Origin of the sequence: Enterobacter sp. 22466, assembly GCF_052044775.1 — a bacterium.
GTDB classification, from domain to species: domain Bacteria; phylum Pseudomonadota; class Gammaproteobacteria; order Enterobacterales; family Enterobacteriaceae; genus Enterobacter; species Enterobacter dissolvens.
Map to the genome: position 1 here is coordinate 109,294 of NZ_JBQENX010000001.1, position 18,703 is coordinate 127,996.

The following is an 18,703-nucleotide window of genomic DNA, read 5'->3' on the forward strand; positions in this document are numbered from 1 at the left end:
TACTTCAATATATGGTTTGTGAAGAAGGCTCGAAAACAACTTGATTAAGTGTGTTGCGCGTATCGTGCGTAATTTGAGTTAACTCTTTCTCAAGTTTAAAATGTGGTGGCTATATGCGGCGTGGTGCCTTGCTCTGAGTATTTCTTAGCTGGGTACTACTTGAAAACGGGTGTAAATACCAGTGTTTGACATTGAGTTGATGGCGATAGAGGGAAATGTATTTTATTTCTCTGCGATTTTGCTGAAATGCTATTCAATATTTTGTAGAAATAACCAGCCGTGCAGTACCTTCTAGTCAAATTCAGATTCGGGCTCCGCGAAAAGCAGTGAGCGGAAGAGTTTCGGATTGAGGGCGTTCAAGTGCACAGCAAGTCACGTTTCATGTGTAACTAACACTGCCATGTAATTAATTTAATGATAAGAATAACACACTTTGGTCTAAAAGCTAAAAATATAATTACCAAGCTTGGAGTTTTATTGTTTATTTAAATGTAAGTCATTAATTATGGTCAAGCCTCAAATCGGATGATGTTGAGGCAATCATGGGGCTCAATATTAGGCAGTTCAATGATCTTCGTTTTCAAAGCTTAAGCGTAAACTGTATATAAATATCCTTATACAACTTTCCTAGCATCTCATGTTTATAATTATCAATGTCGAAACGTAAAGATGTTTTCTCTTTCATTTCTCTTGTGATGAATAGATTCTTGTTTTTTATTTGTTCATCAAAATCCAATTTTGCCAAGGCGAAATTATATGCCTCATAAATGAAGTATTGATAGCGTTCATTTATTAAAAATACAGAGTCGGAATTTTTTGCCTTTATACTTTTGTATAAAGTTTCTATCTTTAGAGATGTAATGGGAGTTCTGATAATATCCATTGGGTTTATTATGTTCCCAGATTTAATTCTAAACTGAATTTCTTCATCATCGAAAAAAGGGTGGAGATGATCATCTTTGAAGAAATCTTTAGTATTTTTTAAACTTGAATTACAACTTAAACAAGAAGGAACTAAATTATAAAGAGATAAACCTAAATGTGGATAACGGGCTTTATCGTAAAAATGATCTAGTGATGGTCGAAATCCACGGCCTGTCTCATATGTTGTTATAGAATATGAGTGATTGCAGTACGGGCATGTTCGTAATTTTGATTTTGAACACAATGTGTATGCATTGTATTTTTTGGATTTATCGCAAAATGACTCATAATCGACCACTTTTTTTATTTCTCTAAAAATACAATCTTTGAACTCTTTATTATTTTTTGTTTTATTGCATTTTCTAGAAGAGAGATGCTTTTTTGGTAATGAGTTAATGAACGTGAAAGAATGAGTCTATGAACGCGCTTTAAAAAATAATATGTATAACTTGGTGGGCCGACCATGTCATCAACCTGATTATAATACTCTCTAAGTATAGTTCTGAGGTATTCTCTGTGTTCTGCTTCACTGCTTTCCCAGTTCCTTGGTACAGAAATGATCATTTTTCACCTCCAATGTTAAATCGTCTTTTAAATTCTCTTCTTAGTATATCACTATCTATATATTCCAAGATTTTAATGTCCTTTTGCGAAACATTTCTGCTTGCGAAATTATTATATATTTCATTTATTTTTGTTGTTGCGAATTCACCGATGGTTGAAGTGCCAAAAGATTCACTGAAAAGCATATGCATAGGGGACGCAAATGTAAAACTCGGAGATGTCTCTTTATCCAGAGAAAATACAAATTGCCTTGGGACATCTGTTGCTAGTAATGGGGAATGGCTAGTCATAATGACTTGGATTATTTCAATGTTATTCTCTTTTTTAATTTCGCTTAAAAGTTTATTTATATGAAATATATACATTCTTTGCCATTCTAAATGCAAGAATGCATCTCCCTCATCAATGAGGACGAGAATTTTCTTTATATCCTTTTTTGATAAAGCGTTCAATTTAGTTGTTATTGAGGTGAACTGGTTCATTACTGCGAGTTCACCAGAACTCATGCTGGCATAATTTATTTTAAAGTGGCGTTTTATTTCATGCCTTTCTATTTGCTTAATTATTGAGTGATTTTTTAGATAAATGACAAAATTGTTTCCCCAATCATATGAAAAATCGCCATCATTTTTTTTTAGAAATTTAAGAATGTTGTTGTAGTCTACGATAAATTTTTTGTAATTGGATGGTTTTCTTATTTTTTTTGTCTCTTCACCTACGCCAAAAGCTAGAATGAATAAGCACAGCGCTCGTCTATTATTGGTTTGGTTGGTGCTTTTTTCCATGCTATTAATGGATATGAAAAATGAAAGTATTTTACATGTGGTAGCATTGGAATTTAACCAATTTATTATCTCATCCTGAAGATCTGATTTACATTTATTGAGTGAATCTATATACCTTCCAACATCATTTAATAGCTCCGCTCTGTTTTTCCGAAGATTTAATAATTTCTCGAAGGATTTAAATTTATAGAAAAAACTGAGATTTATGTTCTTCTTTGATGAGATGTATTCAATTACAGTTGTAATTATGTTATTTATAATTGGTTTTGTGCTAACTCGTGATATTGCAGTGAGGTTATAATCAATGCCAAGTTCTTTAAAAATATTATTATGTTTATGCAGATTATCAAGTTTATTTTTACTGCTATCTATTAAGGAAGCATTTTCAAATCTATCTCTGTAACTAAATTTTTGTTGGAAAGGAACTGGGGTATAATATACACATCCCCAATCAAGTTTTTCTTGCTCATTGCCAGATGCAAATCTTAACTTACATTCATTACCAAACTCATTGAAATCAGAGTTAGTTAGTTCTCTCACAATACTACGTAATAATTCAGTTTTCCCTGAGCCATTTTTGCCAATAATCAACGTTAGTGAATCTACATCAAATATATTTTCAGCACTATTGACAGTTAAGCGTAACGGTATTGTTTGAGATTCATAATCTATATCTAAAATCATTGTCTACCTTGGTTATATTAAGTTGCAGCATTTTTTTGAATGTTTACGCTATTATTCAAAAAAAATTCTTATTGGCAACTAACTTATTCAAAATTGTTTTATAAGCATACTATTGTCCACTCCTCGCTCATAAGGGATAACCATACTCAAAACTCCCATGTTGCAGGAGATTTGAGTATGAACACGTCACCGTGGAACAAAGATCGTATCGTCGGTCAAAAAAGACCACTTCAGATATCTCATATTTGCGGGATTCGAATCCGGCTTGAGATGGAAGGCAAGACGCACTGACCTGCCCCCAGGATTAGATACAACCTTCAGTTAGTAATGTCGGTTGGTTTTTCTTCATATTTCCTGTTTCGCCAGTCCGTTGCGAATTCAGCTGGTGTCTGGTAATCCAGCGATGAATGGGGACGGCACTCGTTATAATCCTGCCGCCAGTCATTAACCGTTTTCCGGGCATTAAGAATATCGCTGAACCAGTGTTCATTCAGACACTCATCGCGAAAGCGTCCGTTAAAACTCTCAATAAATCCGTTCTGCGTTGGCTTACCTGGCTGGATAAGCCGTAGTTCCACACCATGCTCAAAGACCCATTGATCGAGCGCGCGGCAGGTAAATTCCGGGCCCTGATCGGTTCTTATTGTCGCCGGATAGCCCCTAAACAGCGCGATGCTGTCCAGAATACGCGTGACCTGAACGCCTGAAATACCGAAAGCAGCGGTGATCGTCAGACACTCCTTCGTGAAATCATCCACACAGGTCAGGCACTTGATCCTCTGACCGTTGGCCAGTGCGTCCATAACGAAATCCATCGACCATGTCAGGTTCGGCGCATCCGGGCGCAGAAGCGGAAACTGTTCGGTTGCCAGCCCTTTACGGCGTCGTCTGCGTTTTACGCTCAGTCCATTAAGGTGGTAAATACGGTATACCCGCTTGTGATTGACGTGAAGGCCCTCCCGACGCAACAGCTGCAAGATGCGGCGGTAGCCAAAACGCCTGCGCTCCAGTGCCAGCTCAGTGATGCGTCCTGATAAATGCGCATCAGCTGCCGGACGCTGAGCCTCATAGCGGCAGGTCGACAGGGACAAACCTGTAAGCTTGCAGGCACGACGTTGCGACAGACTGGTCGCATCACACATAAACTCAACGGCTTCCCGCTTCTGGCCTGTCGTCAGTACTTTCGCCCCAGAGCCACCTGAAGTGCCTCCTTATCCAGCATGGCTTCGGCAAGTAGCTTCTTGAGGCGGGCGTTCTCCTCTTCAAGAGATTTGAGCCGCTTCACCTCAGGAACTTCCATGCCACCAAACGTCTTGCGCCAATTGTAGAAAGTGGCGTCGGAAATGGCGTGCTTACGGCAGAGCTTACGGGCAGAAACTCCGGCTTCCGCTTCGCGAAGAATACTGATGAGCTTTTCGTCGGAAAAACGCTTCTTCATGGGGATGTCCTCATGTGGCTTATGAAGACATTACTAACATCGGGGTGTATTAATCAACGGGGAGCAGGTCACACTTATGCAGTCGCTACGCTCCGCTTGTTGCTTGTACCGCTAACAGGGCTTTATGGCTTTTATTGTCTGAAATCTGATACATTGCACAAACATCATGTGGATTGCTGTAAAGTTCATCAGTATGATTATTTTCACAATCAGCGGTTGAGAAAACACTTCTGGGAGCTAAGGGACGAGACGATATGAAAGTGACTGATGAGGCTTTGTTACGTTCAGGGTTTACGCAGCCCGAACTGCAGAAGATAAAAAGCAATATTGAAAAATATGGAGGAACGCTTGGATAGGCCATAAATGACCTCGCCAGACGATTTGTTACCTTGGCGGGAGTGGTGGCTGTTTGTACCTTTATCCTGTTACTACTTATCGTCTTCAGCTCACCTGATAGAGTAATTGCATGGGGGCTGGCGATGATCTTTGGGGTTGCCATTATGTCCTTCGCACAGCCGCCGGTAATTTCCTATAAATCCTGGCGTTACCGAAAAACTATAAAGAATTAACTGGTTCTTGTACAATTAATAAAGCTTTATGGTTGTTATTATCCGAAATCAGTTACTTAGACAAACCACATATGCTCGATAAACATTGAATAGTCGCAACGCCTTGAGCCTGCCAGAGAATAACTACAAGGTATAGGCTCCGCCGCTAATTTTCGGCTGGATTGCGATAAAGTACATCAGTATACTCATTCCTCGAAATGGACATTGTATGAACAGAGGAGAGAAGGATGAAGATCACAGAAGACTCTTTGTTGCATTCTGGATTTACTCGCAAAGAAATACAAAAGTTGAATAATAATATCGCGAATTATGGCGGGGATCTTGATGAGGTAATCCACGATTTAGCAAGAAGATTTAAAACTCTACTGTGGATTTTCTCTTGCGGCATACTTTTTTTCATCTATCTCGTTTTTTCAAAACAGGATGATTATTGGTATGTTTTCTCAGGAGGGATTTCAATACTGATTGTTTTCTTGATCTGTGGTTTTGCTCAGCCACCAATCATTTCCTACAAATCATGGCGGTATGTCAGGTCTGAAAAAAGTTAATCAATACTCATCAGATCAAAGATGACCTTGGCCTTCAAACCATACCCCACTATTTTTTTATAGACTTTGGAGTATTCATGGTTGCCAATATCCGATAGTAGTCGCGTGATATATAAAGATAAAGCCTCCAGACTTCAGCTTTCCTCGACAAGCCAAAAATGGTTTAAATGCTTGCGCTTAAAGAAAAAGCTATACAGACTGCGAGTCCAGTCTCAACCATAAATCACATGAATTTAGCTATCTCTATTGATTGTTCGGCAGCTATTACTTCTGATTTTGCATTACTGTATTTTTGCTCTTTAGATAGCCCATTCTGAATGTGATCCTGCAGCTTCGTAACAGCATGACTCAACCCGGATAGCAATAAGGAGATTGAGTTTGCCAAAATTTTCGACTGGATTGCTGTAAAGTTCATCAGTATGATTGCTTGCACAATCAGTGAGTAAGAAACAACTTTCTGGAAAATAAGGGACGATACGATATGAAAGTGACTGATGAGGTTTTGTTGAATTCTGGGTTTACGCCTTCGGACCTGCAGAAGATAAAGAACAACGTTGAAAGCTATGGTGGAACGTTGGGGAATGCCATCAGGGATCTGGCCAGGCGTTTTGTTCTCACTGTGTGGGTTGTATCTGGCTGTTTTGCTGTATTTATTTTTTTGATGGTATTCGCATCCGAGGAAAGTGTCTTCTCTGGTGGTATTGGCCTTTCTTGTGGTATCGCGGTTGCAATTTTTATCCAACCGCCTTTGCTTGCCTATAAATCCTGGCGATTCTGTAGGGCGAATAAAAATTAATCAGTACCATTCTCCGTCGTCAGAAGATCAAAAATCACTTTCGCTTTGATACCATACCCAGCGATTTTCATCGTTAGCTTAGGCTTGCTCATTGTGTCAACTTTTCGGTAGTAATCGCGCGGCAACCAACGAAATAATCGCCAGGCCCCCGGCTTTCTTGCTAGCCCGAAGATACTGTAGACACCCGCTCCGAGAGTGACTGTATTATAAAAAGCCAACCCATTCTTTGGGCTAAATCCCAGGAATTGTGCGGTTTGCATTGCACCATCAGCAAAAATACCTTCTGATTGAGATTGTTCACCATAGCGAAGATGGTGTGCTTCTTTTGTTATACCGTTAATACCATCAACAAATAAAACTGCTCCAGCAAGCACTCCTACGGGGGTCATAGTGGACATCATCACCATCCCACCAAACAATGCTGCTCCAGATATCACGATGTGAACTGCCGAAATCACATACCCAACAATTTTATTGTTTTCCCTGACAAACTCGACCTTCGCATAAAGCTGAGCAGACCTCGTCCTTAACAAGCGCTCTTGCTCAAGAAGATTCTCTTTTTCGGCACGCAGATTTTTGAGGCATTCAATGCATTCTTCATCGGTTTTCGCCCGACGTGCTGTCGCGAACTCTTTTTCTACGACCTGTTTTATTTCCTCAACAAACTTGATACGAGTTAGACCATCTTGTAAATAGTAAGCTGACAGTCGATTTGCAGTTTCGATGACCTTTCGGGCTTCAAGATTCACCATCATATCTGACCAGGTTCTGTTCCATCCCCTGTTAAGCAGCGCAATATCCATCATGCTTCCTTTATTAATGTGCCTGGCTGTTTTACGGGCAATATATTCGCCTCATCGGTTTTTCTCAATAGATGATCCCCTGGTATTCATCTCGCGCCAGTAAAAGAATAACCACCTGTAATTACGATGGCGAATAAAGGGAACGATTAACAATAATTAAGTGCGACAGGCGTAATATTATGCGCACCCTGCAAAAAGGCGATATAACCTCTGGGTTATATCGCCTGCTCCTTTTTATCGCGCGATTAAGGCAAACACGCCCCAGCCAAAGTATTCCCGCGTATACGTCACATGGCGTTTAGGCGCATTTGTCAGCTCTGCCCGAACCTCATGCGCAAAGTTATCGTCAGGGTTCTCCTCCAGCCAGCGGCGCAGGGTCAGCCATTTAGCCGCTTCATACCGGTCCCAGCCTTCCTGGTCTGCCAGTACCATTTCGACCAGGTCATAGCCCTGTTCATCGAAAGAGGCGACAAGGTCGGGCAGGGTGAGGAAATCGGCCACCGACGAGACGCCACAGGCCTGGACAATCTCTTCCGTTGCAGGCACCTGACGCCAGTACGGTTCGCCGATAAGCACCACTCCGCCTGGTTTAAGGCTCTTTGCCAGCAGTTCGATCGTCCCGGCGACGCCGCCCGCAATCCAGGTTGCACCTACGCAGGCCGCCACGTCGCATTTTTCATCCGCCACGTAGCCCGCCGCGTCGTTATGAATAAACTGAACGCGTTCACTGACGCCAAGCTCTTCCGCGCGCAGCTTTGCCTGAGCGGTGAAGAGCGTGCTCATGTCGATGCCGGTCCCGGTAATGCCGTAGTCACGTGCCCAGGTACACAGCATCTCTCCTGAGCCGCTGCCGAGATCGAGAATGCGTGCGCCTGGCTTCATGCGTAACACGCGGCCCAGCGTGGCGTACTTTTCTGGCGTGAAGGGGTTGTGAATGCGGTGTTCACTTTCGCTGATAGTAAAAATACGTGGGATATCCATAATCCTCTCCTTATCGATTATCAGGCTGGGCGCGAACGTTGTTCAGCCCGGTGGTATTGATGCGGTAGGGCTGACCGTTGACGGATTTGATCAGCTTTTTGGTTTTGAGTTTTTTAAAGACGGCGAGTGTGCAGTCGGTGAGCAGAAGCCCTTCCCGGCTGTAGCATTCAACAGAAGTGACGCGGCCAGATGCATCGCGGACGTGCGCAATACGTCCACCTTTAGCGAGAACGTGTAAGGTACGTTGTTCCTGACGGGATAAATTCATACTGGAAAACCTGTTTAATCATCATGTGCAAAACGTGCAAACACACAGCGGTGTCCGCATTCGATTTCGGCGCATTGATAATCAGTCCGGCCTGAAAGGTCGGGGAGCTGATTATCAGATGATTACATTCTCCAGCATCAAAGCCTCGGTAGAGTTGAAAGGTATTTACGAGGTGAATGATAACACCGCTTTTTAGTAAGTGAATAGCCAGGGGTGAAAAATGTGATCACGAAGGGGAGGCGAGGCGCCTGCATGTTGTATTTCCGGCAGGCTGGTAGTGAAAAGGTATGTCTGTTCAATGGCCTGTGGTCCGGCTATCTAGCTTTTTCATACTGAAACCCCATGGTATTTCAGGATGATCGTACTCCCACACAAGCCCGCACGAAGCGGGCCGTACAGCACATCACATCACTGCTTCAGCAAACGCGGCAGCTGGTTATCCAGTTCCAGCAGGCAGCTCTTCATGTAGCTTTCGGTTTGACTGGTCACTTTTTGGTAATTATTTGCACTCCACTCGCTCAGTGGCGCTTCAACTGGCGTAGGAGCGCATTCCGCTACCGTAAATGCAGAGAACATATTTCCACTTTCCGGGCGCTTATAGAACAGGACTTTATATTTCAGCTGATAGAGAGGTGTGGTCGCGGTGGCATCTTTGTAGATCAACGCCCAGGTTGCTTTACCAATATAGAGTGGCTGCTTGTAAACGTGGCCATTGCCTTTTTCGTTCAGCCACTTGCTGATATTTTGTTTCGCTTTAGGAACAAACCAGCTGTTCGTCGGGTTTTGCAGGGTTTCGATCGCTGTCCCTTTATAGTTCTCTTTATCAAAGTCACCGGAGTTAATGTTACCGGTTAACGCGCCGAGAACGGCAAGCCCCATACCTGTTGCGGCATGCGTCGGGGTCACTTCACGTAGTGTGTTATCGGCAATACGGTTGTCATTCAGTTCCGGTAGTGCAGAAACGCTGTAAATATCAATTGCGCTGCCATTAGCCGCTTTCACGGTGTCGGGTTTCACCGAGCCAGCACAGCCCGCAAGAATTAAGGATGCAGATACAATTGCCATAAGACGAACTTTCATTTTCTCTCCATGAGATAATTTTACTCAGGTGGCCGCGTGGATGACTCTGAGCAGAAAAGGGCCGTTAATATCGCCCGGAGTTGTTGTCAGCCTGCGAAACAGGCTGACAAGTATCCTGATAAATATCGACCACATAGCCCTGTTCTTTAGTCAGCCAGCCATCTTCCTTTGACCCGCATCAATAATGTTGTCCTCTTCAGGGTTCCTGAGACGGCTTACCGCCTTTCGCCATGCTGGCAAAAACCGCGTCCCGGTAGATCCATGCATGAACGAGTGCAGCAGAAAGATGGACCAGCACCACCGCAAAAAGTACCCTGGCCAGAAGACGATGGGCGTCATGGCACCACGCATAAACGGCCGGACTGGCTGGAACGACAGGCGGCAGGTTGAATCCATCAAACATCACGATGGGTACTCCCGCTGCCGACAGCTGTGCCCAGCCCAGTAGCGGCATGGTCAGCATTAACGCGTACAGCACCCAGTGCGACGCTTTGGCTGCAAAGACCTGCCAGACCGGCAAATCGGCCGGGAGAGGGGGCGTCCGGCTAAACACACGGTTGGCCAGACGAATCACCGCCAGCAGTAAAATGGCGATACCCAGGGGCCGGTGCAGGTCAATTAACCAAATCCGATGATGTAATGACGTCATCATGGCGGCGCCGATGAACAGCATGGCCAGGATCATCGCCGCCATCAGCCAGTGCAGGCTTCGTGCCAGGGTGTTGAAATGCTGTGGCGCGTGCTCTCGCATACCTTTATTCGTGTTCATTTAACCTCCTGCTTTTGCACGGCTTCGGTTGCTTTGCCGTAGCCGATTTCCCGCTCACGGCGACTGAACGAGTGCGAATAGGCGGCGGAACGCGCGTTTAAGATGGGATCGTTCGATACCGCCACACCCGCAGGAACGATCGAGGGGTCAAAGTTAACGTCGCGGCACGCGCCCTGGGATTGCGCTTCGACGCGAGTCACTTCCAGCGTGCCGGCCACGAGCTGCTTGCGATCGTTCGGCCAGGGCTGCGAAGGGTCATCCACCGGATCGCCCGGTTGTGCGAGCTGTAGAACGTAATCCCAGTAAAGGGGCTTCTGATCCAGCCTCTGTTGCAGGTTTTCAAAGAGGAAGTTGTCATCGGCTTTCTGCCGTTGTTCATCGCTCAGCGACATGAAAGGATCGTGCGGGCGCATCATCCAGCGAACCGGTTGTCGATCCCCCTGCGCGTTCACCAGGTAGAAGGCGTTAATGCTGTAAAACGTCGCACCGGCGAAGCTGCCGGGAGCGGGTTTTTGTGCCGCCCATTTAAGGTATTTTTCCGCTTCCGGGTACGCTTGCAAAAAGTCTGCGATACGTTGCGGATCCGGCTTGCCGGTGGCCGCGTCAACAGCGGTTGCTTTGCGCAAGGCCAGGAATCCTTCCGGATTGTGGGTGGCGAAGTAAGGCTCGTTGTTCATCGCCATCCGCCATTGCTGTTTGTCGTCCGTCTTCAGCAGCAGTGCCATGCTCAGCGTTTTCGTCGTGCTATCCGGAGCATGGGGATCGCCAGTACCAATGGAGAATCGTCCCACAACGGGAACTTCCTGCTGCGAGAAAAGGCGAGAGGATGACAGCGAAACTGCGGAACCATTCGGAACGAACGTTCCGGCAAAACAGATCCCTTTGCCATGTGCGCGGCGAAAGCCTGGCGGAAATGGCGTTGGTGTTTCACCGACCAGTGCCTGACTGACAGTACGTGATCCAAACCATCCTGCTGTCCACGCAAACGCGCCTGCCAGTGTGCCCGCGACAACGGCGATAGACGCCAGCGCTCCCCAGGTTTTTTTGGATCTCAAATCCAGTTTCGACATAGACGTTTTTCCATTGCAAAACAGTAATGCACGCCACGCGCATATTACGAGTGTGCGCAACAGTAATTAAATTAAGGATGAAAGATGAGACGATTATTTTTATCTCATCGCGGCAGGACTAACCCAGTATTAATACCCGTCATGGAGGGTAATAGATTTAACGCGTGCGTCAGACCAGGTTAATTTGATTATATAAGGCGTGTGCGTTAACAAAAGAATATCACGAAAAGTTTATCTTTTTTGCCGGGCTGACCGTAAACGCAAAACGAACGCCACCCGATGGGTGGCGTCGCAGTCACTCAGTATTTGCCCTGCACGGGCATTTTATTGTTCGTTTTTATTCAGCGAAGCACCGAGAGGCAAACGCCATAAATCATAGCGTTCCTCTCCTGATTTAACGGCTCCCACGAAATGGTCGTTAAGGCGACTCGAGGTAAAGATCAGATCCCCGTCCGGGCGGATTGCCGGGGTATCCGGCCAATGGACGTCCTCGCTGGCGGCGATGAGTGACATGGAACGGTTCTTCGGATCAAAGCGGACAATGCCGTTGCGGGTGACATCGGTGATGTAGAGGTTGCCCTGTGCATCGGTCACGAGACCGTCGGTGTTACCGCCCACCACGCCAAGATCCTGGATACCGGCGGCAATCTGCGCATCGGTTGACTCCGGCTGCCTCAGCAATGTCGTAGGCACTGCCCAGGCATGGGTTCCGGTTGTAACTGTCCAGTACAGCGTGCCCGCATCCGGAGAGAGTGCGATGCCGTTGATGCCAATCAGTAAGGGTTTGCCCGGCCAGACCTCCGCACCGTGTGAAACCACCTTCACGCCCGGCTCAATCTGTAGCGCAGGGTGACGGTCGAGCATCCGTCGTGCCGTGCCGGTGGCGAAATCAACGACGATAAGGCCCACGCGGTTTTCCGGTGCGCTCCGCGATCCGCTGTCGGAGATATAGGCGACACGGCGTTTCTCATCGACAACCACATCGTTCAGGAAGCTGGCTTTGCGGTCCGCCACGCCATCCAGGGCGATACGTTTAAGGGTGCGGCCCGTGTTGAGATCCAGCACGACCAGTTTCTGCGAGCCCGCGGGCGACTCCGCTTCGCCCGCGACAAACCCCATGTCCAGCGCCCATAGCCAGCCGTTTTGACGATCAATATAAAAGCCAAGCACGTTGCGCAGGCTCTGCGCGGGATCGGTGTTTACCGCGTTCCCCTCGCGTGACGGAAACGCCGTCAGGCGGGCAGGGCCGGACGGGACCGTCGTATCCAGAATGCTCAGCGTGGCGGGTGCGGCGGCAGAAACCAGCCGGGGCGTACTGACAAAGGCCCGGCCCTTTGCATCAAAATGGATACCGGCAATGGGCGCGTTAACCGAGCCGGAAAACCGCGTCGGTGTTTGCCCATTCTGCGGGGTATCCCAGCTTACGCCAGCATAGCTGCGCCAGCGCTCAAGGGGCAGGGAATTCGCCGCGCTGGCGAGGACGGGGAAAGCGAACAACGCCGCCATCGCAATGGCGGAAAAACTGCGGGTACGGTTGGACATGACAGTCTCCAGTGACAGGTTCTGGTGATGAATGCCGGTCACTTTACTCATCACTCCGGAGGGGATAAATTAGCCAGATTGAAAAACATTTGTTCCTGAAAGAGCAAAATGAGCCGCAAATTCGATTATCTCGGAGACGTTGAAGTCTTCATTACTGTTGTTGAACACGGCTCTTTTACTGCCGCAGCGGTTGTCCTTTCCACCACACCCTCTGTCCTGAGTCGCGCGGTTTCCCGCCTGGAAGCGCGTCTTGGACGGCAGTTATTACAGCGAACGACCCGCCGCGTGGGGCTGACGGAGGCCGGGCGCGTTTATCTGGAGCAGGCGCGGTCTGCGTTTGCACTGCTTGATGACGCCGAACGCGAGGGGCGGGGCCAGGAAGGCGAGCTGACCGGTCGCGTGCGAATGAGCGTTCCAACCACCTATGGGCACTACCGTCTGCCGCCGCTGCTGGCGCGCTTTGCCCAACATTATCCACGCGTAAAGGTGGAGCTGAACATCACCAATCGCAACGTTGATCTGATTGCGGAGGGATTCGATCTGGCGATTCGCCTCGGTCAGTTGCCCGACAGTGGGTTAGTCGCGCGCAAGCTGGAGGACGCGGCGCTGCTGCTGGTCGCATCGCCTGATTACCTGCACCGCATGGGGAGCCCGCAGACGCTGGAGGAGTTGCATCGCCACACCTGTCTGCCCTTTATCATGCCGCGTACCGGACGCATCGCCCCCTGGGTGTTTCGTGATGAGGAACGTGATATTGACTGGCTGCCGGGTTCAACTATCGAAATCTCCGATGATGTACTCGGCGTGGTTTCGCTGGCGGAGCAGGGGATGGGGATCTGCCAGAGCTATGAATTTATCGTCCGCGACAGGATACAGCGCGGTCAGTTAGTCGAGGTGCTGCCACACCTGCGTGGACGGTCGCGGCCGTTCTCCGTGCTCTTTGCGCCACACCGACGCCAGTCGGCGGCCACCCGGGCGATGATTGATCTTCTGACCACCCAAAAATGACAGGGACATGCCCACCATGAAAAAAGAGACTTATACCTTTTGGCTCTCACTCATCGCGGGCGGTATAGCCCTGCTATCTGGTTTTGTGCTCTGGTCAGTTAACGTTTATCGCGTGACATACCTTACGATCCGCGGGGAGCAGTATCTGGCCTGTGGGGCGTTGCTGCTGGCACTGGTGCCGATGGTTGTTTTTATCAGAAAGGGACGACTGAAAGGTAAGCGCCTTGCTGGCGCGGTAAAAATCTACCTCGGCTTCTTCATTTGCAGCCTGCCGGTTGCCATGTTCGTGATTTTTACAACGGCCTGGCTACTGGAGGGGGACTATTCCTCATGGAGCAAACCTTACCGGTATGAATCCAGTACCCGTCACAGCTGCTCGGGGGCGGAAGTCTATGAGCCGGAATTAAAAAAAGAGATCCGCATCTGTAACCCGAAGGGTAATGTTTATTCCAACTCCACTCTGTACGTGGAAAAGCGGAGCAATGCGCTGGGAATTGTGGTGCTTTGGGCGATCACGCGCACCTGAGCCGGGGAAGGTCAGGGCGCGTGAATCAGCGTCAGCCCGCCTCCAGCATCCCAAAGCTCACAATACGCGAACGGCCCAGCTCTTTCGCCCGGTATAAGGCCACGTCGGCAGCGCGCAGCAGGTTATCGCTCTGAGCGTGCTGCGGATAGCTGGCGACGCCAATCGACACATCCACCGGGCCAATCTCTGAAAGCCCATAGCGCAGCGACAGTTCATGCACGCCGTTATAAATCTCTTTCGCGCACGCCTGCGCCGCCTCTTCATCGACGCCGGAAAGCAGCACCAGAAACTCTTCGCCACCATAGCGGAACGCCAGCCCGCCGTCGTGTACGGCGCGTTGCACAATGGAGGCCACGCTTTTGATGACCTGATCGCCCGCTTCATGACCAAAGCGGTCATTGATGCTTTTGAAGTGGTCGATGTCGATCATCAGGCAGCTTACCGGCTCTTCATTGCGCACCGCCTGCGCCATTTGGGTGCGCAGGGTGTCCTCCAGATGATGGCGGTTACGCAAGCCGGTGAGCGGATCGAAGAGGGCTTTTTCCAGCAGGGCATCGCGCAGACGTTGGTTGGCCAGCGCCAGGCCGAGCGCTTCAGCCATCAGCTCCAGATAGGCGCGGGAAGGGGCATTTTCCGCGGTGATATTCTGGAAGGAGAGCAAGCCAATGGCTTCGCCCTGAGCAATCATAGGGACGCACAGCGACGTATGCGTGTGCGACACCGGTAGATGGTAGCAGGCGATATCCGGCTCGCCGTTCACGGGCGGATGGCTCTGCCCGCGTCTGACCGCCCAGCATTCATCGGGATGGAAAGGTGTATCGTCACCCGGTGGCGAAAGCCACTGTGCGACGCAGCGCATCTGCCACGGATCGCGGTCGAGAATATAGAGCCGCCCGGCAATCCCCGGCGCGATATTGGGGGCGAACAGCTTCGCTACGTTAATCACGTCCGCAAAATTCTCACACCCCTGCAGCCGCTGGGTCATGCGGGCCAGCAGCTCGCGAATGGCCCAGTCGGCGTCGCGCTCTTTTTCCAGTCGCTGTCGTGCGAGGCCATTTTCACGAAAGATCCGGATGGCCTGCGCCATATCGCCAATCTCATCAATCTGGTTGAAATTGGGTGTTTCAACCGCGTAATCCTGCGACGCGAGACGGTGCACCACATCGCTCAGGCGTACCACCGGGCGCAGCACGCGGCGTTTTAAGATAAAACCAAGCACAAACAGGAAAAGAAGGGCAGTAAGACCGACCATCATCTCAGAAGCCGTACGCAGCGCTTTCGATTTTTTCGTCGCCTCCTGAACGGAAGCGATCACCCGCTTGTCGAGTATCTGGCGGAAGTGCTCAATCTGATTCTGGGCGCGTTCCAGCTCCTGTTCATAGGGCATACCGTAGAGTAGGGCAATGGCCTGCGCGTCTTCGCCTCGCGCCATGCTGGTGAGTGCGGCCTGCTGCTCGTCCTGTAACGCATCGACGATTTTTATACCTTCATGCAGTAAGGAGAGTTCATCATCTGACGCGCCAACATCCTGCAGTTTATCCAGCCGGAGTTCGGTGTTCTTCAGGGTTTTCTCTGACTGATTGTATTCCCTGAGAATCTGCGGATCTTTTTTAATCACGTACAGGCGGGCTAAATCGGACTGTGCCCAGACCTCGATTTCGATTTCTTCCGTAAGCTGATCAAATATTTGCCGCTGTTCAACGGCCTTACGCTCAAGGGTATCGGCATTGGACGCCATCAGCATGATGATGCCGGAAGCGAGGGTCAGGCAGACCGTGGCACCGTAGGCCCAGTTTGTTATCGTCGCGATTCGCACCTGGTGATCCTTTTACGACCAAAGAAGGATGGCGTTCTTTCAAATTATAGAAAACGTTTGATTTAAGGCGAAAAAAAAGGCGGCACAGCGCCGCCTGTCTGGAAGGTTATCGTCAGTGATTTATAAATCTGGAGGGTTTCTTCCCTCTTCAATAAACGCGGCATCCAGCTCTTCGGCGTTACCCGCATGATCGCGACCGGAGAAGAGGTTCCAGCAGGCGATAAACAGCGCGGCAATCAGCGGGCCAATGACAAAGCCGTTAATGCCGTATAGCTCCATGCCGCCAAGCGTGGAGATCAGGATCAGGTAGTCCGGCATTTTGGTGTCTTTCCCCACCAGCAGCGGGCGCAGGATATTGTCCACCAGCCCGACGATAATCACGAAGAAGCCGACAATGAACAGCCCCTGCCAGATCTGGTGCGTCGCGAAGAGGAAAATGGCGGCCGGAACCCAGACAATCGCCGACCCCACCGCAGGCACCAGGGAGAGGAAGGCCATCAGCGCACCCCAGAGGATGCTGCCGTCGATACCTGCGATGGCAAACGCAATCCCGCCGAGCGTACCCTGAACCACCGCGACAACCGCCGTGCCTTTTACCGTCGCCCGCGAGACGCCGACAAACTTGGCGAACAGGTGCTGCTTGGCGAAATCGGACAGCGGCAAGGAGTCGAGGATCTGGCGCACCAGGAACGGCCCGTCTTTCAGCAGGAAGAACAGCAGATACAGCATGATGCCGAAGCTAATGGCAAAGCCGAACGTCCCTTTGCCGATCAGAAACGCGCTGCCCGCCAGATACTGCCCGCCCTGCAGGGCGACATCGGAGAGTTTTTTCTGGATCTGCGCGGCGTTGGTCAGGTTGTGATCCGCGAGGAAACCGCTGGCCCAGTCTGGCAGATGGTTAAAGATGCTCGCCACCACCTCCGGGAATTGCGTGTTGTTCTCCTGCAGTTTGGTGTACACCACGTTCAGCTCTATGGCGAGCGAGGAGAGGATCACCATCAACGGGATAAAGACGATCAGGCAGATAATGCCGATAGTCAGCAGCGAAGCCAGCCCGTTACGATCCCCCAGCGCGGCGCGCAGCTTGTTTTTAACCGGGTTAAAGATGACGGTAAGAATGGCGGCCCACAGAATGGCGGAGAAGTAGGGCGACAGCACGTCGAAAAACGCCCACGTCACGAGGGCGAGAATAAAGATAAAGAAACCTTTGGTCAGTCCGTTAAAGCGCATCAGTCAGTCCTGGTTACTAAGAAACAGTGTCGACTATAGAACTGATTGACGAATTTACCAACCATTGCACCGGCCTGCGCAAGCCACGCACCGCCGGGCAATGTCAGGTGGGGAGGGATCAAATCTCCTCAAATAACGAACTGACCAGCGCAACGTGCGTTTTCACGCCCACCGCCAGCGCGGCCTCGTCGATGCGAAAGTGTGGATTGTGGACGTTCCAGACGGCGCCTTTTTCCTCGTTGCCGCAGCCGATGAACAGGAATGTCCCCGGAACCTTCTCCTGATAAGAGGAGAAATCCTCGCTGCCGAACAGGGCCCGATCGGCAAGCTGCAGCGTTCCTTCTCCAAAGTGCGCTGCCATCGCCGCTTTGGCGATGGCATTGGTCTCGGCATGGTTGTTGCCAACGGCGTAACCCTGCTGCCAGCGGATCTCACAGCGCGCGCCGTGGGCACTGACGACGCCCTCGACAATACGCTGCATCAGCTGCGGAACCTGCTCGCGCACCTGCTGATTGTGCGTACGCACCGTTCCGGCCAGTCGGGCGCTGTCCGGAATCACGTTATAGCTGTCACCAGCCTGGAAGGTCGCGATGGTCAGTACCGGGGCGTTAATCGGGTCGAGATTACGCGCCACCACGTTTTGCAGCGCGGTGACGACTTCAGCACCGATCACCACCGGGTCGATGCAGAACTGCGGCATTGAGCCGTGTCCGCCCTGGCCGAAGAGCGTGATATCAAAGTTATCGCTGGAGGCGACATAGACGCCCTCTTTCAGGGTAATTTTACCGGTAGGACTGGTCGGAAAAACGTGCAGACCGAAGATCTTCTCGACGTCGTCAACCACGCCTTTCTCCACCAGTTCGCGCGCGCCGCCCGGTGGCACTTCTTCGGCAGGCTGGAAGATAAACTTGATGCTGCCGCAGAGCTGGCTGCGCAGATGACAGAGCACTTTCGCTGCCCCCATCAGCATGGCGGTGTGGGCATCGTGACCGCAGGCATGCATCACGCCGGGTTTGGTTGAGCTGAATGCTTCACCGCTCTCTTCCTGCAGCGGCAGGGCGTCGATATCTGCACGCAGTGCCCACATCGGGCCGGGTTTTTCACCCTGTAATACCGCCACCACGCTGTTCTCCAGCGGGCGGCTAATCGTCAGCTCCGGCAGATTCGCCAGTTCACGGGCGATAAAATCTGCGGTCGGCTTTTCCTGAAATGAGAGATCCGGGTTGGCATGAATATGCCTGCGCCAGCGGATCACCTCGTCGTGAACGTCGCGGATAAGGTTTTCAGTGCTACTTTTCATGA

General features: G+C 49.8%; 17 protein-coding genes and 2 pseudogenes. 6 read left to right on the forward strand and 13 right to left on the reverse strand.

What is annotated here, in order from left to right:
- Positions 1-580: 580 nt before the first annotated feature.
- The gene (locus ACTJJI_RS00460; protein ID WP_440652632.1) at positions 581-1,222 is read right to left on the reverse strand and encodes a hypothetical protein; all 642 of its coding nucleotides are present in this window, start codon (positions 1,220-1,222) and stop codon (positions 581-583) included.
- Positions 1,223-1,484: 262 nt separating this feature from the next.
- Positions 1,485-2,957: an AAA family ATPase gene (locus ACTJJI_RS00465; protein WP_440652634.1), complete on the reverse strand. Its 1,473-nt coding sequence runs from the start codon at positions 2,955-2,957 to the stop codon at positions 1,485-1,487.
- Between the two features lie 171 nt (positions 2,958-3,128).
- On the opposite strand from ACTJJI_RS00465, the pseudogene ACTJJI_RS00470 reads away from it, so the two are divergent.
- A pseudogene (locus tag ACTJJI_RS00470) lies at positions 3,129-3,242 on the forward strand (integrase); the annotation flags it as partial.
- Positions 3,243-3,274: 32 nt separating this feature from the next.
- Here the strand turns inward: ACTJJI_RS00470 and ACTJJI_RS00475 are convergent.
- Positions 3,275-4,395, reverse strand: a protein-coding gene (locus ACTJJI_RS00475) for an IS3 family transposase (RefSeq protein ID WP_262782417.1) whose coding sequence is annotated in 2 segments (ribosomal slippage) — positions 3,275-4,137 and positions 4,137-4,395 — 1,122 coding nt in all. Because the reading frame shifts where the segments join, the coding sequence is not laid out codon by codon here.
- Positions 4,396-4,649: 254 nt separating this feature from the next.
- Between ACTJJI_RS00475 and ACTJJI_RS00480 the strand changes: the two are divergent.
- From ACTJJI_RS00480 to ACTJJI_RS00490, 3 genes and pseudogenes are all read left to right on the forward strand, one after another.
- Positions 4,650-4,964, forward strand: a pseudogene (locus ACTJJI_RS00480) (hypothetical protein).
- A 227-nt stretch (positions 4,965-5,191) separates the two neighbouring features.
- Complete coding sequence (locus tag ACTJJI_RS00485; RefSeq protein WP_440652636.1) at positions 5,192-5,512, forward strand: hypothetical protein; 321 nt, start codon at positions 5,192-5,194, stop codon at positions 5,510-5,512.
- A 481-nt stretch (positions 5,513-5,993) separates the two neighbouring features.
- Positions 5,994-6,308 (forward strand): hypothetical protein, encoded by a 315-nt coding sequence (locus ACTJJI_RS00490; RefSeq protein ID WP_047360773.1) that lies wholly within the window; start codon positions 5,994-5,996, stop codon positions 6,306-6,308.
- Here ACTJJI_RS00490 and ACTJJI_RS00495 read toward each other — a convergent pair.
- The 7 genes from ACTJJI_RS00495 to ACTJJI_RS00525 all read right to left on the reverse strand — a co-directional run bounded on the left by ACTJJI_RS00495 (position 6,305) and on the right by ACTJJI_RS00525 (position 12,821).
- The gene (locus tag ACTJJI_RS00495) at positions 6,305-7,111 is read right to left on the reverse strand and encodes a DUF4225 domain-containing protein (protein WP_440653537.1); all 807 of its coding nucleotides are present in this window, start codon (positions 7,109-7,111) and stop codon (positions 6,305-6,307) included. The two genes, ACTJJI_RS00490 and ACTJJI_RS00495, sit on opposite strands and share 4 nt — an antisense overlap.
- A 234-nt stretch (positions 7,112-7,345) precedes the next feature.
- Entirely contained in the window at positions 7,346-8,092 is a 747-nt protein-coding gene (locus ACTJJI_RS00500; protein WP_440652638.1) for an SAM-dependent methyltransferase, read from the reverse strand.
- A 10-nt stretch (positions 8,093-8,102) separates the two neighbouring features.
- Entirely contained in the window at positions 8,103-8,360 is a 258-nt protein-coding gene (locus ACTJJI_RS00505; protein WP_014830811.1) for a YjhX family toxin, read from the reverse strand.
- 408 nt (positions 8,361-8,768) lie between these two features.
- On the reverse strand, positions 8,769-9,440 hold the full coding sequence (locus ACTJJI_RS00510) for a hypothetical protein (protein ID WP_063412131.1): 672 nt from the start codon (positions 9,438-9,440) through the stop codon (positions 8,769-8,771).
- 196 nt (positions 9,441-9,636) lie between these two features.
- Complete coding sequence (locus ACTJJI_RS00515; RefSeq protein ID WP_050860438.1) at positions 9,637-10,209, reverse strand: cytochrome b; 573 nt, start codon at positions 10,207-10,209, stop codon at positions 9,637-9,639.
- Positions 10,206-11,279 (reverse strand): catalase family peroxidase, encoded by a 1,074-nt coding sequence (locus ACTJJI_RS00520; RefSeq protein ID WP_046888755.1) that lies wholly within the window; start codon positions 11,277-11,279, stop codon positions 10,206-10,208. Before ACTJJI_RS00520 ends, ACTJJI_RS00515 begins: the two co-directional genes overlap by 4 nt.
- 324 nt (positions 11,280-11,603) lie before the next feature.
- Positions 11,604-12,821, reverse strand: coding sequence for an L-dopachrome tautomerase-related protein (locus tag ACTJJI_RS00525; RefSeq protein WP_440653538.1), 1,218 nt, complete (start codon positions 12,819-12,821; stop codon positions 11,604-11,606).
- 108 nt (positions 12,822-12,929) lie between these two features.
- Here ACTJJI_RS00525 and ACTJJI_RS00530 point away from each other — a divergent pair, with 108 nt between their 5' ends.
- Positions 12,930-13,829, forward strand: a complete 900-nt coding sequence (locus ACTJJI_RS00530; protein ID WP_046888754.1) for a LysR family transcriptional regulator — start codon at positions 12,930-12,932, stop codon at positions 13,827-13,829.
- A gap of 16 nt (positions 13,830-13,845) precedes the next feature.
- The gene (locus tag ACTJJI_RS00535; protein WP_440652642.1) at positions 13,846-14,355 is read left to right on the forward strand and encodes a hypothetical protein; all 510 of its coding nucleotides are present in this window, start codon (positions 13,846-13,848) and stop codon (positions 14,353-14,355) included.
- A 31-nt stretch (positions 14,356-14,386) separates the two neighbouring features.
- Here ACTJJI_RS00535 and ACTJJI_RS00540 read toward each other — a convergent pair whose 3' ends face one another.
- From ACTJJI_RS00540 to ACTJJI_RS00550, 3 genes are all read right to left on the reverse strand, one after another.
- On the reverse strand, positions 14,387-16,171 hold the full coding sequence (locus ACTJJI_RS00540; protein WP_440652644.1) for a diguanylate cyclase: 1,785 nt from the start codon (positions 16,169-16,171) through the stop codon (positions 14,387-14,389).
- Between the two features lie 120 nt (positions 16,172-16,291).
- The gene (locus ACTJJI_RS00545) at positions 16,292-17,401 is read right to left on the reverse strand and encodes an AI-2E family transporter (RefSeq protein WP_014830820.1); all 1,110 of its coding nucleotides are present in this window, start codon (positions 17,399-17,401) and stop codon (positions 16,292-16,294) included.
- Between the two features lie 118 nt (positions 17,402-17,519).
- Positions 17,520-18,701, reverse strand: coding sequence for an amidohydrolase (locus ACTJJI_RS00550; RefSeq protein WP_047360782.1), 1,182 nt, complete (start codon positions 18,699-18,701; stop codon positions 17,520-17,522).
- Positions 18,702-18,703: the final 2 nt, after the last annotated feature.